The organism is Pseudoalteromonas sp. SR45-1 (assembly GCF_014163655.1).
Taxonomy (GTDB): domain Bacteria; phylum Pseudomonadota; class Gammaproteobacteria; order Enterobacterales; family Alteromonadaceae; genus Pseudoalteromonas; species Pseudoalteromonas distincta.
In genome coordinates this window covers 19,251-33,785 of record NZ_JACJDR010000017.1, presented here as the reverse complement: position 1 = coordinate 33,785, position 14,535 = coordinate 19,251, and the positions used below count along the sequence as shown (strand labels likewise).

The window sequence follows — 14,535 nt, the reverse complement described above, 5'->3', positions numbered from 1 at the left end:
TTAACTTTAATTTGTGTGAGTCAGAGTTTTGACAACCCTAAGCTCGCAGCGCAAACTTAGGGTTTATAGGAGGTTATGCAGGAAGTGAAATACCTAAATCGCGCATTTGCGCTAGTTTATAACGTAAAGTTCGTGGGCTTATGCCCAACGTTTCGGCAACGTCTTTACGCTTGCCTTGGCAACGCGCAAGGGTTTCTAAAATAATACGATGCTCTTTGTCTTTAAGCTCATCTTTATAGCTACCGGTATCTGCCGCTAGCAAACCTTGATTAGGCTCATCCTCAGCATGCAATTTTTCATCATAATATGCAGAGCTTAACGTGCTTTTATCAACACCTTTATCTGCATGAGCTAATTCTGTTGGCGATACGGTTTGCGCCGGTGCCAATGAAGGCTCCATAACAAAGTTATTAGATACTAAGTTTTCGATAAAAATAGCATGCTCGTTTATTGTATCGCCACTTCGCAGTATAAGTGCACGCTGTATAACGTTATCAAGTTCGCGCACATTACCAGGCCACGCGTGAGCCAGTAACTTTTGCTCGGCAGCTTTATCTAAATACGCCATAGGCTCCTTGCTTTTACTTATATGGCGCTCAATTAAATGCTTAGCCAATACAATAATATCGCCAGGGCGTTGGCACAATGGTCGCCACATTAGTGGAAAAACATTAAGCCTGTAATATAAATCTTCTCTAAACTGATTTTCAGACACGGCTTCTTTTAAATCACGATTACTGGTTGCCAAAATACGTACATCGAGCTGAATTGTTTTACGCCCCCCTAAACGCTCTACTTCACGTTCTTGCAGTACGCGTAAAAGTTTAGCTTGTAGTCCTAAGTCCATTTCAGTAATTTCATCAAGTAAAATAGTACCGCCTTGTGCTTGCTCAAACTTACCCGGACATGCTTGAATCGCCCCCGTAAAAGCCCCTTTTTCGTAACCAAATAACGTGGCTTCGAGCATATTTTCAGGAATAGCCGCGCAGTTAATCGCTACAAATGGCTCATTACATCGGCTCGACTTATCATGAATATAACGCGCAAGTACTTCCTTACCCGAACCACTTGGGCCAAGTACCATTACACTTGCATCAGAGCGTGCTACTTTACTTGCAAGCTCCAATAATTGAATACTAGTTGGATCAGCAACAACGGGGCCGTCGGTTTCTTTTGCTTTTTCAGGCAAATAACGGCTCACCATATTTAACAGCACTTCAGGTGCAAATGGTTTTGCCATGTAGTCAATTGCACCTAGGCGCATGGCCTCTACCGCATCGTCAATTGTGGCATACGCCGTCATCATCAATACAGGTAAATCAGGGTGGTTTAATTTAATACTGCGTAGTAAATCAAGTCCACTCATTGCGCCCATTTGCACGTCGCTTACAACAAGCGAAAATTGATCTTTTTTAAGCAGTAACATTGCTTGCTCAGCACTGCTCGCTGCAACACATTCAATACCCGACATTTCAAGGGTATCTATTAAGGCTTCACGAAGCCCTGCGTCATCTTCGACAACTAAAATAGTGTTACTCATAATGACCCCTCTAATTTAGATGTTGCCTTAATAGGCAGTAACAAGCTAAAGCAGGCACCACCATGCGTATTATTAGTCACATCAACACGGCCTTGGTGCGCACTAGCCACCGAACTCACTACAGCAAGCCCTAAACCTGTGCCCTGACTTTTTGTAGTAAAAAATGGTTCAAAAATTTTATCGCTTTGGCTTAAATCAACACCTGGGCCATTGTCGCTCACACTAATACGAACCATATCTAAATCTTTTAAATCTCTTTGTGCGCTAATTTTTACTTTTGCGCCGCCGCCAATAACTTGAATACTATTGTGCACTAGATTTTGAATAGCACTGGCCAATGCCGTTTTATTACCAACTATTTGTATATCGGGTTCAGGTAAGCTTACATCCAGTTCACTTTCATTAAGTGCGACCATCGCATCAGCACCTGCTTTAACTTCGGTTAAAAGCTGCTGCATTGAAACTTGCTCAACAACTTGCTGATCGCCACTTTTAGCAAATAACAGCATGTCGTTTACTTGAGTTTCTAAATCTTTTAAACGCGACATTAACTTTGTTTGAAAGTTATCGCGAGATGCTTCGGGTAAGCGCTTAGACCCTAAATTAGCTGCGTAAAGCATAGCGGCTGAAAGCGGCGTACGTACTTGATGCGCTAATGATGCAACCATTTTACCCAGCGCGCTTAATCGCTGCATATGTGCAACACGTTTTTGTAAGCGGCGAGTTTCGGTTAAATCCGTCATTAAAATAAGTTGCCCAGGCTCTGGTGCTAAAGCAGTAATATCAAGCTTTATTAAACGCCCATCTTTTAAAGACACTTCATGGCCATCATCTTGATGTGGCCTAAAAGAGCGCTGAATAACATTAAACCAGCGTTCGCCTTCAAGTGGCTCGCCAAGCATATCAATCGCTATTTGATTCGCTTTTGCAATCAACCCTTTGCCATCAAGTACAACCACGCCTGCAGGCATGGTATCAACCAAATGCGAAAGCCAACTTGCTTGCTTGCGCAGATCGCTTAATTCACCAATGTACTCCTCTTGAAGTAAACATGGGTTATACTGATTTGCAGAAAAAAACTGTGGTTTTAGCACGCTAGCAAGGGCCATAATCAAATCTCGAATTGATGTAGATACATGTCTAAATGCACGATTTATACCAAAATTTATTTACATACTTATCATTAAGTTACATCAATAATTTGAGCGACATAAAAATGACGCACACAAAAAGGAATAATAATGAGTGAGCAAATAAAGTGCCGTTGCCCGTGGCTCGACACCACTAAACCCGACTACGTTATTTACCATGATGAAGAATGGGGTGTGCCTCTTTATGATGATACAAAGCTGTTTGAATTTATCACTCTTGAATCAGCGCAAGCCGGCTTAAGCTGGTACACAATTTTAAAAAAGCGTAGCGGTTACAAAAAAGCATTTGCTAATTTTGATGTAGATAAAGTGGCACAATTCACACAAGATGACGTTGAGAGACTAATGTTTGATGAAGGGATTGTGCGCAACCGATTAAAAATTGCGGCAACTGTTAACAACGCAAAGTGCTTTATAGAAATACAAAAAGAATTTGGAAGTTTTAGTAACTACCAATGGCAGTTTGTCGATAATAAACCGATTATAAGTAATTTAAATAACGCTGAGGACTACCCAGCAATTACAGAGGCATCAACTGCATTTGCTAAAGATTTAAAAAAACGGGGTTTTAAGTTTTTAGGCCCTACAACGGTATATGCGCATATGCAGGCCTGCGGTATGGTTAACGATCACAGTAATGATTGTTTTAGAAAAGAAGAAATTATTAAGACCTTTAGTGAGTAAGTGATTAGTTCACAAAGAGGTTAAGAGACGCTGCGCTTTAGAGAAGTAAAGCGTAAGTTGACTATGGTTTCTCATTTAGCTTCGTTTTTCTCTTTGTGAAATAACGTTTTATTTAAATGATTAAAAGCTACGCTTTTCACGCGAGCAAGCTCAGCGTCTACCGCCAAGGTTTAAGTTTGGGTTATCTTGTAGACGCCAAGCTTGCTTGCGTGACGGGCAAAGCCCCTAAAGTGATTGACCACAAATGAATAATAAATAACGAAAAGCATTTCACCATTTTCGTACTTCTAATCTCGTGAAAGATTATACTTTTTCATTTTCTCAACGAGTGTTGTTCTGCGAACCCCTAATATCTCTGCAGCGCGAGCTACAACGTAATCATAGCGCTCTAACGCTTGGGTAATTAAGCTTATTTCAAGTTCGGCTAAATAATCTTTAAGTTCAATACCATCATCAGGTAATAGCCCACTACCCGTTTGGCTAAACTCAGCGTCAGGCTCACTTTCGTAATCACTAAAGCCTGTACTAAATATGTCGTTAAAGGCGTCTTTTTCCATTAACTCTTCAGGGTATTCTGGCTCGTAGGCTTCAACTTCAATGTAACGATATTTGTTAGGTAAATCAGGAATATCGACCACTTTGTCAGGGAACATAATAACCATACGCTCCACCAAATTAGCAAGCTCACGAATATTACCAGGCCAAGCATGTTCTTTTAAGCTCTCAACTGCGCGCTCTGTAAACTTAGCGGTAGAACCAGTCTGGTCGTTAACACGGCGCATTAACTCTTTTAAAAGCAGCGGAATATCATCAGCTCGTTCACTCAGCGATGGGTTTTCGATAGGGAATACATTTAAACGGTAATATAAATCTTCCCTAAAACTACCCTCTTCAATCATTGTTTCAAGATTACGATGCGTGGCCGCAATAACGCGTACATCAGCTTGGATTGCCTTTGTACCACCAACACGTTCGTAGCTGCGTTCTTGCAATACTCGCAGCAACTTAACTTGCATTTGCAGTGGCATATCGCCTATTTCATCTAAAAATAGCGTTCCACCTTGAGCTAGTTCAAACCGCCCTTTACGAGCCGATATAGCACCAGTAAACGCGCCTTTTTCGTGGCCAAATAGTTCACTTTCGAGCAGCTCAGCCGGAATAGCACCACAGTTAACAGGTACAAACGGTCCATTAATACGCTTTGAAAGCAAGTGTACATTACGGGCAACCACTTCTTTACCTGTGCCTGATTCGCCTAAAATTAAAACATTAGCGTCGGTTTTTGCCACTTGTTCAATTAAAAAGCGAACATCTTTTACGGCCTCTGTTTCACCAACAAGTCCATCAAAAATTTTATGTGGTTTACTATGCTTATGCTCATTAGGCAGCATGCGCTGATACTGTTGGCAATCGTGAAGTAACTGAGTTGTCACTTCGTGATTAAATGGCTCGCAAATAAGCCCCACCACATTAGCGATACTTAATAGTGGTTTTAGCGTTTCGCCAATTAATAAAAACGGTAATGTTGGATAGCGTTTAATTAAGCTTTCGTGGTCAAGTGATTGCAACGCTCCTAAAATAATCATGCATTCTTGCTGCTGATATTTTTTGCATTCTTGTTCAAAGCAGTCTTCGCTTAATAGTTGAGCAGCCTCACCAATAAAGCCAAGTGAAGCATTTAATCCTATTGCGCGGTTGTTATTATTATCTAAAATCAAGATCATATTTAGCGAGCCGTACTTTCACTAATTTGTATAATTAGTTAAATTGTAAGCCAGTTCAGCATGGATGCAAGTGATAGCGGCAGTTTTTTGACATAAACGCCAAAAAACAGGCGGGCTAGTTAAGTCAATCATACTTAATAGTTAATCATTAAGTATGGGTTATAGTTTTAACTTAGCCATTACTTAACTATTACCTAACTATTACCTAACTATAACTTAGCCCTAAAAATTAATTTACTCTGCAATAAAAATGCTATTGTTAGTAAATAAACTCAATTATAAATTTAAGTTGAAGTTACAAATGCCGATACATAAATAAGTGAAAATGCTTGGCATTAATATTGCTTTGTTCTTATAAAAGTATAAAAGCTTAATTAATTTTTTGTATTAGCTTTCACATAATTTTATCGTTTTAAATTTTAGGATTTTCCCATGGCTCATGTCTCAGTAAAAAAATACAGTCAAGTTCGTGCCAGTAGTATTGCCGAAATGGCTCCTTACGAACAAATAAACCTTATATTCAGTAATATTATCGGTCGCTTAGCAGCAACAAAAGGGTTTATTGAGCGCAAAGAAATACAAAAAAAAGGTGAAAACATTTCAGCCTGTGTTTTATTATTTGGTGCACTGCAAGACGCACTTAATTTAGAAGTAGAACAAGACCCTAGTATTTCTAACAATTTATTGGCACTTTACGATTACTGCCAGCGCCGTTTAACGCAAGCGAACATAAACAACGATATTGAAGCAATTGTGGAAGTATCAAGTATTGTTAAAGAAATTAAAGAAGGCTGGGATAATATTCCGCTAGATCAACGAAGCCCTGCGGTTTAATTTCAATTATGGACTCGCCAACATTTTCAGAGCCATTAACTAACTACTCTGAGCTCATACAAAACTTGCTTAGTAAAATTGAAGTGTTAGTAAATGATGATAATGCAGACGAAGCTCAGCCTCTTTTAGACACTTTAAATGTTGAACTAAAGCAATGGTGCGAGAGCAGCGACGGCCCAAGCGCAGAGCAATTAGAATTAGTTCAGCTTCGTATAAATACTATTTTAGTAAAAGCGAATAGTGCAAAAAACGAATCATCAAAAGCTATTATTAAACATAAAAAGTCAGGCAAGGCTATAAAGGCTTATAAAGAAAGTCGCTAAAATCTACTCAAATAGAAAACACAAAAAACCGTTTTAAATAACGGTTTTTTTGTGTTTTCTTAATTTAGTTATTAATTTAATATCATACTTATCTACTAAGAGTTATCTCGTACTACGCCTGGCATATTCTCTAATTGAGCTTGAACATAACTGCTGGTGTTATTAAGGCTCGCCACTAATAAATCCATCGCATTATATTGAGCATATAAGCGAGACGATAGCGACTCCATTTTACTGGCAAGGTCCAAGCGCTGATCATCTAAATCGTCTAGCTGATTTGTTTTACTATCAATTCGGTTTTGGATAATGCCGTCAGAATCTGTATAAAAGCTCATTAGCTCATCAAAAGACTGCGCAAAACCATCATCGTCATCACCTACAAAAAACTGCTGCACTAAATTTACATCTGCATCTATTTGCTCATCGAGTGTTTCTGTATTTAGCGTTAAAACACCGTAGCGATCTGTTTCGACACCTAATTGCGAAAGTGATAACGAATTACCATCACCTAAATCAACTGATTCAGTTATTTCACTACGAAGCTTTGACATAACGCCTCGAAGTAGTGAATCTCCAGCCATGACTCCTGCACCCGCTTCACTTGAGGCACCTAGGTTATTGCTCAGCTCTAACAGCTCATTATAACTTTCAATAAAGCTATTTAAGCCTGCTCTAATATTATTATTATTTTCGGTAATTGATATGTCGCTTATGTCGTCATCGATATCGTGCGGTTTTTTAGCTGTTATTGTTATACCGTCAATCACTCCGGCAAATTCATTAGATGAACTACTTACAGTTAGCGAGCCATCAATGGTAATTGATGCATCAATTGCTGCAATTACTTCACTCGCATTTTGCACACCAGCAGTGTCAAATGCCAAACGGGAAAGACCATTTACATCAGTGTTATTACCATCGGTATCAGCAATCTCTATTTTAATTTCATTTTCTGCACCGCTATTTTTAGCGGACATAACCAAATGCTGGCCACTATCATCAGTAATGATAGTCGCATTAATACTGTCGTTATCGTTGCTATCGTTTATCGCATCACGAATTTCACTAAGTGTCGCAGTATCTGAGACTTCAATTTCAAAGCTATTATCACCAGAGGTTAGGGTCATTGTTCCCTCACCTACCGCCGTATCAGCACCGAATGCTTGCGACAATATTTTATGCTCCGTGGCTAAGTTGTTAACTTTTACATCATAACCACCTGGTTGAGCATCTTCGTCTGCACTTATAGATATAAAGTCATCAGTACCTGATGTACTACGTTGTTGGTATTTGTCGCTATCACCCAATGCTTCCATTGAGGTTTGCACTTTTTCAAGCGCTGACTTAAGTGCACCAACGGCTGAAATATCTGTCGTTAATTTACCTTCTGTAGTATTTAAGCGAGACTCAGCCGGTGCTTGTTCAGCATTAACAAGTGCATCAACAATATCTGATACCGCTAGCCCTGAACCTAAACCAGTAAACGAAATAGCCATACTTCACCTCTTTGAATACTTAAAAATATATTAACTTAATATTGGTAATTACAACTACCAACTAAACTGTTTGGTCAATTAAAATTCCTGCAGATTCAGACAGTTTAGACACTAAACTTAATACTTCCTCAGAAGGGTATTGCTTAATAACTTCGCCACTGTTTTTATCGAGCACTTTAATCACATCGCGGCCTGAATCTTCATCAACTTTAAATTGTAAGCTGCGGTTCATTTCACCCATAAAATCCTGCAATTGTTGCGCCATTTGTTCTAGCTGTTCGCGTTCTAACGGCTGAGCTTTTTCATCTTGATTATTATTGTTGTATTGATTTTGCTGTAATTTTTGTTGATTTTGTGCATCCGTCTGCTTTACATCATCAATTGCTCGCTCAGTTAAAGAGTGAGCAGCTTGTCCTATTTGCTTATCATCACCAGCAATGGGAGTCGGTAATGTTGTAATTTCTGCGTTTGAAGTAATTGTATTCATAACAGATTCCTATGTGTACTTAATTAAACCAACAATAGCTTAGTTTATATTCTTAAACCACAAAAGGAGGTGGCTAAAGCCACCTCCTTTTTTAGAATACTAATACTGACTTTATGTATTAGTTAGCTAACCATTAAGCTATTACTTTTGACTTATTAACCTAATAAGCTAAGTGCTGTTTGTGGCAACTGATTCGCTTGCGACAAGATTGATGTACCCGCTTGTTGCAAGATTTGGTTTTTCGTCATCTCTGCAGTTTCAGTTGCAAAGTCAGTATCTTGAATACGACTGCGTGATGCAGATACGTTTTCTGAGATATTAGAGAGGTTACTGATAGTAAAATCCAATCGATTTTGTACCGCACCTAAATCTGCTCGCTGACTATCGATTTGAGCAATCGCACCATCAATAACAGCCAACGCATTTTGAGAGCCTGAAGCTGTAGATAAATCAACATCACCAATAGTATCCAATGCAGAAACATTCGCTGCAGTATCTGCACCTAAAGTTACATCACCTGATGTTACAGAAAACGCTTGAGTAGATGATAATCGAATACTCCCAGCAACTGATGTAGAGTCCGCAGTACCGCCAGCAGTTAAGGTTATTGCTGTTGCACCAACTGTTCCATCATATTCTACACCTTTAGCTACTATTGTGCCTGCTCCTGTAGAATCAACGAAATCCTCAATATTAATATCATCACCAGACTCATCAGTTAATATTAGGTTACCAGTTTCTGCAACCTGAGCCGAAACCCCTGTTTCGCCAGCTCTTTCGTTAACAGCATCGGCAATTGCAGCCATATCTGTTGTTGATGTTGGATTAGCAGAAATAACGCTTCCGTTTAAGCTGAAAGATAACGCTCCTGAGTTACTTAACGCAGAAAGTTCAACTTGCGTACGAGCATCAGCTGTTATACCGGTATCTGCTTGATTAGCATTTATAGAATCGGCAATGGTAGAAGCGCTAGCTCCCGCAGCATTTGTAATAGGAGTATTAGCACCATCTTTACCTACTAACGTAAGACCACCATTAGTAACACCATTACCGTTTGTTGCTGCAGTTGCACCAGCAGTACCTGCTTCACCTAAGCCGGCAGCGGTACCAGCCAAATCGAATGACTGTACACCAATGTTACTCGCACTAATATTCTTTAAAGATACAGAAATTGTTTCGTTAGCATTAGCACCAACTTGGAATTGTTTTGTACCAAAGCTACCATCTAGCAATTGCTGCCCACCAAACGAAGTCGTATCTGAAATGCGTGTTAGTTCTGTTTGTAACGCTGAAACTTCTTTTTGTAATGCTTCACGGTCAGTAGCTGAGTTTGAACCATTAGATGATTGTAATGCAAGTTCACGCATACGTTGTAGTATGTTGGTAGACTCATTCATTGCACCTTCAGCCGTTTGCGCCATTGAGATACCGTCGTTAGCGTTACGTTGTGCAACCGCTAAACCATTTACCTGTGAAGTTAAACGGTTTGAAATTTGCAGACCTGCCGCATCATCTTTTGCGCTATTTATACGCATACCCGATGATAAACGCTCCATTGACGTTGCAAGGTCAGAACCTGAAGCTGAAAGGTTACGTTGAGCGTTTAGTGAAGATACGTTTGTATTTACTGAAATCATAATAAAACTCCTGATTACTTTCGTAATGTTGCTGTTTAAGTTTAACCAAGAGCTATCACAATTATATGTTCAAGCTCCTTACTGATTAGGTTAACGGCAGCAAAAAAAATAACTTTAATCTTTTTTGTATTTTTATTTATTTTTGTAATTCGAAAAGTTCAGAAACAGTATTCGGTTTAACATGATGAACATCTATATGATACTTAAGATTACTTACGCCATTGTCGTCAGTTAATTTGTACACATCTAAAAAAGGCATGGAATTAGTTTTACAAAGTTTTTTAAGTTTAGAGTTAAAGTAGGCAATTAAAAGCTTAAATTCATTTTTTTTGTTAACATCAAGACTCAATATAGCTTGGGGGTGCGGGGAAGGAACACCATATATAATAAAAGTATGCCTATTTTTATTTTCTTCTTTTAGCATATTAAAATATTTTTCTAGCATGAAATCAACCACTAACAAAGGATCTTTACCATGCTTTAAACTGTAATTAAATATGCCTTCGTTAACCCTGCAATCAATTTCACCAAAACCTAGAATAATAGTACTACTTTTAGGCAGACCGCTAAAAACAACTTTTAGGCTGGATTTGTACTGGTTGTAATCACCTATCAGGTGAAATATTTTTGTACCAGTAATAAAAAGAGACTTTACTGTATTTTTCTTATTTTGATATTTTACTGTCATTCCATTAGGTGCAAAACCATTACTTTCAGATATAAAGTAAATGCTGGGTTGTATTTCTGCTGTATAGCTAAACTGATTCGATTGACGATATATAAATAGTTGCTTGAGGTAGTGGTGGAAAATACGATGATTTTTTAAGTTTAAATTTTTAGACTCAATAGTATGTATTTTTTCACTTAACAATATAGCCTGCATTCCTTCAATATCATTATCGAAAAGCCAAAATAAAATAGCTTTACCTATTAATAACTCACATAATTGAAAGTCATCAAGCCGGTGGCTCATTAAGCCAATATCAGCAAACTCAAGAGCATCTTCATATTGATGTAGAAACATAAAGTTACTGAATATCTGAAAGTAAACTTCTGATTGCTTTGAATCCATTTCTAAAATTTTTAATTGCAGGTTAAGTGCGTCATGGAAACGTCCTTGCTCTGTAAGGAAAATACTAAAGTCTAGTAAATACTTAGCTTCAATTGGATTACTTTGAATAGCTTTTTGGAAGTTTTTCTCGGCATCAATGTGTTTACTCAACCTTTTTTGAGTATTTGCTAGGTTAATTAAAGCTTCACAGTAATTTTTTTTAATCTGCAGTGCTTTATGGTAGCTATTTTCTGCTGATTTGAATTCTTTTTTATCAACAAAAACATTACCTAGGTTATTAAAAAGCGAAGCTCTGTAGGGAGTTTTTTTTATTAACCGATTAAAAATATTTATAGACTCATCTAACTCGCCGAGCTGATGCTGCATGAGAGCTTTTAAATGAAGCGCGTCAAAAAGATTCGAATTTTTTTTTAATATCTGCTCTAATAATACGGATAGTAGGTCAAATTCCCTTTGTTTGTATAGCTCACTAGCTCTGCTAATTTTTTCCTTAATTCCCATAATTTATCCCCATAAAAAAAGGCTATGATATTAGCCTTTTTTAAATATTTAAAAAACAAGATTAAACTTAACCGCCAAGAAGGCTAATAGCCGCCTGAGGTATTTGATTAGCTTGAGAAAGAATTGAAGTCCCTGCTTGTTGCAATATTTGGTTTTTAGTCATATGCGCTGTCTCTGTCGCAAAGTCTGTATCTTGAATACGACTTCGTGATGCAGAAACATTTTCAGATATATTTGCTAGGTTACTAATTGTATGGCCAAAACGATTTTGCACAGCACCCAAATCAGCTCTTTGACTATCAATCTGAGCAATTGCACCATCAATTATAGATAGCGCATTTTGTGAACCTGATTGGGTTTGAATATCTATAGATCCAACAGTATCTAATTCAGATACATTAGCGGCGGTATCTGCACCTAATGTTACATCCCCAGCAGTAACAGAAAAAGCCTGAGTAGAGGATAGTCTAATGGTACCGGCAACTGAAGTAGAGTCATTACCACCACCAGTTAAAGTTATTGCTGTTGCACCAATTGTTCCATCATATTCGACACCTTTAGCTACAATAGTTCCTGTTCCTGTGGAATCTAAAAAGTCTTCAATCTTTATATTCTCACCAGATTCATCCGTTAGAATTAAATTCCCTGTCTCAGCAACGGCTGCAGAAACACCTGTTTCACCGGCTCGAGCGTTTACTGCATTAGCTATAGCAGTCATATCTGTTGTTGATGTTGGGTTTGCTGAAATAACATTACCATTTATTTTAAACGATAAGGCTCCTGCATTGCTCAACCCTGAAAGTTCAACTTGAGTTCTCGCATCTGCGGTAATACCAGTAGATTCTTGATTAGCATTTATAGAATCGGCAATAGTATTTGCACTTGCACCGGCTGCATTTGTAACAGGTGTGTTTGCACCATCCTTACCAACTAAAGTTAGACCACCGGCTGTAACACCATTAGCCGTTACTGAGCTTGCATCAGCTGCCGCAACTCCAGCTTCACCTAAGCCAGCAGCAGTCCCAGCTAAATCAAATGACTGAATACCAATATCACTTGCCGCAACACTATTTAATGACAAAGAAATAGTTTCATTTGCATTAGCCCCTACTTGAAACTGCTTAGTGCCAAAGTCACCATTAAGCAGCTGTTGCCCACCAAAAGAGGTAGTATCTGATATTCGAGTTAATTCGGTCTGTAATGCCGAAACCTCTTTTTGTAATGCCTCTCGATCAGAAGCGGAGTTTGAACCATTCGCTGATTGAAGAGCTAACTCTCGCATACGTTGGAGAATATTAGTAGATTCATTCATAGCACCTTCAGCAGTTTGTGCCATTGAAATACCATCGTTAGCATTACGCTGCGCAACCGCTAGACCGTTAATCTGAGTAGTCAACCGGTTTGAAATTTGTAGGCCGGCGGCATCATCTTTTGCGCTATTAATACGCATACCTGATGACAAACGCTCCATCGAAGTTGCTAAGCCTTCGCCAGATTTAGTTAAGTTACGTTGTGCGTTTAGTGACGACACATTAGTATTTACTGTTAATGCCATTTTACCATCTCCTAGGTTTAAACAGAGTGTGGTTCAACACGATTTAACAGGAACCACTGTTCGATAATTTCTTACAATAAGAAAAGCATTTACTGTGCCAACTTTAATTTATTTTTAAGATGCTGTTTTTATTGATAAATATGACGCTTATTAAATTGTAAATAAATAGTGAAGTGTTTTAGAAGGGAGTGACATTTTTTTGCCGCGGTTTTGTAGCCAATTTTTGCCGCAAAGTATTGCCGCTTTAAAGTAGGTAAAGCGGCAAGGTATTTCTGCTTATAAGTAATCGAATAATGAAAGGTTAGTTAAACGGCCAAAAGTAGCTTGCGATGCTTGCAGTGCCGTTTCTTGTTTGGTTAGTTCGCTAATAGCTTCTGCCATATCAACTTCAACTAAGTTAGAGCGATTACTTTTATTTTGAATATCGAGTGCTAAGTTTGAATCACTTACTCTTTCAAGTGCATTCATACGCCCACCTAAACTTGCTTGGGTAAACACGACTTGCTCACTGGCGTTTTGTAATTGCACTAAGCCATCAGCAAGTACTTGCTGAAAGTCATCACCTTCAAGTGTGCCATCGTTAAGGCCGGTAATAAGTGCTTGTAGTGTATTGAGTACGTTTTCTTTGCCTGGTTTTTCAAGGCTAAAATCGAGTTGGCCTGGTGCAGTGCCTTCAAATTCAATTTTCATACCTGCAAAATCGATAGGCTCATCAGTAACTTCACCTGTTACTGCGGGGGTTAATGCTGCGCCGTCTCGGTATATTTCGTAGGTTTGTGGATCTGTTGCTGTAGCACCTGGGCTTACTAATACACTATATGTATTTGCAGTTGCTAGAGCTGTTGGGTCTGCGTTGTAATTTGCTTGATGAAACTTATCAAACTCAGCTTGGCCGTCAACATATACACTTGCCGCTGTAATAGAGCCTGAAACACTTGCCGTGTTAGATTCTACATTTAATCGCGCGTTAGTTTTTTCAAACGTATCAAAGCCGTTATCACTCGCTTTAATTGATACCCCTTCAGCTATAGTTATTTGGTGCTGGCCTTGGTCGCCATTATAGGTGTACATACCCGCTGCAGAATCAAACTGATAAGGCTGCGTGCTGTCTTGGTATCCTGAAAATATAAATTTACCGTCTTCTGATCGGGTGTTCATTAAGTTAGCTAACGTTTGTTGAATGCCACTAAGTTCTGATGCAAACGTCTTTAAATCGTCCTTAGTATAAACACCATTACCAGCCTGAATAGTGAGCTCTTGCGCTTGTTGAATATTACTATTTATACTTTGTAATACGCTTTCTTCTGTTTCTAGGCGGCCATTTAGCTGATCGATATTTTTAGTGTATTGCTCATTCGTTTGTATTTTATTTGAATACAGCATAGCTTGCGAAATAGCAGCTGGCGCTTCTGAAGTGGTTAAATACTTTTCACCTGTTGTTACTCGCTCTTGAGCATTTGCAACACCTTGTTGGTTGTCGAGTATTTTATTTATGTTGTTTTGGTACATTAAATTATTTGATAAACGCATA

The 14,535-nt window shown here is 38.5% G+C and carries 12 protein-coding genes; 3 read left to right on the top strand and 9 right to left on the bottom strand.

Features of this window, described 5'->3' with window-relative positions; translation table 11 throughout:
* Positions 1–73: 73 nt before the first annotated feature.
* Entirely contained in the window at positions 74–1,540 is a 1,467-nt protein-coding gene (locus H5089_RS16170; RefSeq protein ID WP_182695477.1) for a sigma-54 dependent transcriptional regulator, read from the bottom strand.
* On the bottom strand, positions 1,537–2,649 hold the full coding sequence (locus tag H5089_RS16165) for a PAS domain-containing sensor histidine kinase (RefSeq protein ID WP_008168789.1): 1,113 nt from the start codon (positions 2,647–2,649) through the stop codon (positions 1,537–1,539). The genes H5089_RS16170 and H5089_RS16165 overlap by 4 nt, the downstream gene beginning before the upstream one ends.
* Positions 2,650–2,781: 132 nt before the next feature.
* Here H5089_RS16165 and H5089_RS16160 point away from each other — a divergent pair, with 132 nt between their 5' ends.
* Positions 2,782–3,375 carry a DNA-3-methyladenine glycosylase I gene (locus tag H5089_RS16160; protein WP_182712654.1) on the top strand — a complete coding sequence of 198 codons (594 nt, stop codon included), beginning with the start codon at positions 2,782–2,784 and terminating at the stop codon, positions 3,373–3,375.
* Positions 3,376–3,662: 287 nt separating this feature from the next.
* On the opposite strand, the gene H5089_RS16155 is transcribed toward H5089_RS16160, so the two are convergent.
* Positions 3,663–5,099 carry a sigma-54-dependent Fis family transcriptional regulator gene (locus H5089_RS16155; RefSeq protein ID WP_182712653.1) on the bottom strand — a complete coding sequence of 479 codons (1,437 nt, stop codon included), beginning with the start codon at positions 5,097–5,099 and terminating at the stop codon, positions 3,663–3,665.
* A 432-nt stretch (positions 5,100–5,531) separates the two neighbouring features.
* On the opposite strand from H5089_RS16155, the gene fliS reads away from it, so the two are divergent.
* Both fliS and H5089_RS16145 read left to right on the top strand, forming a co-directional pair.
* Positions 5,532–5,933, top strand: coding sequence for a flagellar export chaperone FliS (gene fliS, locus H5089_RS16150; RefSeq protein ID WP_182712652.1), 402 nt, complete (start codon positions 5,532–5,534; stop codon positions 5,931–5,933).
* An 8-nt stretch (positions 5,934–5,941) separates the two neighbouring features.
* Positions 5,942–6,256, top strand: a complete 315-nt coding sequence (locus H5089_RS16145) for a hypothetical protein (protein WP_182712651.1) — start codon at positions 5,942–5,944, stop codon at positions 6,254–6,256.
* A gap of 95 nt (positions 6,257–6,351) precedes the next feature.
* Here H5089_RS16145 and fliD read toward each other — a convergent pair whose 3' ends face one another.
* From fliD to flgL, 6 genes are all read right to left on the bottom strand, one after another.
* On the bottom strand, positions 6,352–7,752 hold the full coding sequence (gene fliD / locus H5089_RS16140; protein ID WP_182712650.1) for a flagellar filament capping protein FliD: 1,401 nt from the start codon (positions 7,750–7,752) through the stop codon (positions 6,352–6,354).
* A gap of 61 nt (positions 7,753–7,813) precedes the next feature.
* Complete coding sequence (locus H5089_RS16135; protein ID WP_182712649.1) at positions 7,814–8,239, bottom strand: flagellar protein FlaG; 426 nt, start codon at positions 8,237–8,239, stop codon at positions 7,814–7,816.
* A gap of 155 nt (positions 8,240–8,394) precedes the next feature.
* Entirely contained in the window at positions 8,395–9,879 is a 1,485-nt protein-coding gene (locus H5089_RS20440) for a flagellin (RefSeq protein WP_182712670.1), read from the bottom strand.
* A 133-nt stretch (positions 9,880–10,012) separates the two neighbouring features.
* Positions 10,013–11,449: a tetratricopeptide repeat protein gene (locus H5089_RS16125; RefSeq protein ID WP_182712648.1), complete on the bottom strand. Its 1,437-nt coding sequence runs from the start codon at positions 11,447–11,449 to the stop codon at positions 10,013–10,015.
* 67 nt (positions 11,450–11,516) lie between these two features.
* Entirely contained in the window at positions 11,517–13,004 is a 1,488-nt protein-coding gene (locus tag H5089_RS16120; RefSeq protein ID WP_182712647.1) for a flagellin, read from the bottom strand.
* 276 nt (positions 13,005–13,280) lie between these two features.
* The gene (gene flgL / locus H5089_RS16115) at positions 13,281–14,534 is read right to left on the bottom strand and encodes a flagellar hook-associated protein FlgL (protein ID WP_182712646.1); all 1,254 of its coding nucleotides are present in this window, start codon (positions 14,532–14,534) and stop codon (positions 13,281–13,283) included.
* Between the last annotated feature and the right edge of the window lies 1 nt (position 14,535).

Coding starts and splice junctions, on each gene's coding strand:
- H5089_RS16170 (WP_182695477.1), bottom strand. CDS start 1,540: ATGAGTAACACTATTTTAGTTGTCGAAGATGACGCAGGGCTTCGTGAA.
- H5089_RS16165 (WP_008168789.1), bottom strand. CDS start 2,649: ATGGCCCTTGCTAGCGTGCTAAAACCACAGTTTTTTTCTGCAAATCAG.
- H5089_RS16160 (WP_182712654.1), top strand. CDS start 2,782: ATGAGTGAGCAAATAAAGTGCCGTTGCCCGTGGCTCGACACCACTAAA.
- H5089_RS16155 (WP_182712653.1), bottom strand. CDS start 5,099: ATGATCTTGATTTTAGATAATAATAACAACCGCGCAATAGGATTAAAT.
- fliS (WP_182712652.1), top strand. CDS start 5,532: ATGGCTCATGTCTCAGTAAAAAAATACAGTCAAGTTCGTGCCAGTAGT.
- H5089_RS16145 (WP_182712651.1), top strand. CDS start 5,942: ATGGACTCGCCAACATTTTCAGAGCCATTAACTAACTACTCTGAGCTC.
- fliD (WP_182712650.1), bottom strand. CDS start 7,752: ATGGCTATTTCGTTTACTGGTTTAGGTTCAGGGCTAGCGGTATCAGAT.
- H5089_RS16135 (WP_182712649.1), bottom strand. CDS start 8,239: ATGAATACAATTACTTCAAACGCAGAAATTACAACATTACCGACTCCC.
- H5089_RS16125 (WP_182712648.1), bottom strand. CDS start 11,449: ATGGGAATTAAGGAAAAAATTAGCAGAGCTAGTGAGCTATACAAACAA.
- H5089_RS16120 (WP_182712647.1), bottom strand. CDS start 13,004: ATGGCATTAACAGTAAATACTAATGTGTCGTCACTAAACGCACAACGT.
- flgL (WP_182712646.1), bottom strand. CDS start 14,534: ATGCGTTTATCAAATAATTTAATGTACCAAAACAACATAAATAAAATA.